The organism is Psychrobacter proteolyticus, from assembly GCF_038155145.1.
GTDB classification, from domain to species: Bacteria; Pseudomonadota; Gammaproteobacteria; order Pseudomonadales; family Moraxellaceae; genus Psychrobacter; species Psychrobacter proteolyticus_B.
The window spans coordinates 1-746 of the sequence record NZ_JBAKAY010000018.1 but is presented as its reverse complement, the minus strand read 5'-3'; the positions used below and the strand labels follow the sequence as shown (position 1 = coordinate 746).

1 protein-coding gene is annotated in these 746 nt (G+C 47.1%); it reads left to right on the top strand.

Features of this window, described 5'->3' with window-relative positions:
* Positions 1–21: 21 nt before the first annotated feature.
* On the top strand, positions 22–746 hold a 725-nt coding region (locus tag V6252_RS12835; protein WP_341610709.1), incomplete at its 3' end, for an elongation factor Tu.

The window sequence follows — 746 nt, the reverse complement described above, 5'->3', positions numbered from 1 at the left end:
CCAAAAAAAGAGGAAATACCCATGGCAAAGGCCAAGTTTGAACGTAACAAGCCACACGTCAACGTCGGTACAATCGGACACGTTGACCATGGTAAAACAACCCTTACCGCTGCAATCGCAACCGTAGCTGCAATCACCTCTGGTGGCGAAGCCAAAGACTACGCGTCTATTGACTCAGCACCAGAAGAAAAAGCACGTGGTATCACAATCAACACCTCACACGTAGAATATGACACAGACAGCCGTCACTACGCACACGTAGATTGCCCAGGTCACGCCGATTATGTTAAAAACATGATCACTGGTGCTGCCCAGATGGACGGCGCAATCCTAGTCGTATCTGCAACTGACGGCCCAATGCCACAGACTCGTGAGCACATCTTGCTTTCACGTCAGGTTGGCGTACCGTACATCATCGTATTCATGAACAAATGTGACATGGTTGATGACGAAGAATTGTTAGAGCTAGTAGAAATGGAAGTTCGTGAACTATTGAACGACTATGACTTCCCAGGCGATGACACTCCTATCGTTAAAGGTTCTGCTACTGAAGCCCTAAAAGGCTCAGAAGAAAAATACGGCCAACCAGCTGTAGTAGAACTACTAAACGTACTAGACACCTACATTCCAGAGCCAGAGCGTGACATCGACAAAGCATTCCTAATGCCAATCGAAGACGTATTCTCAATCTCAGGTCGTGGTACTGTAGTAACAGGCCGTGTTGAATCTGGTATCGTTAAAGTTGG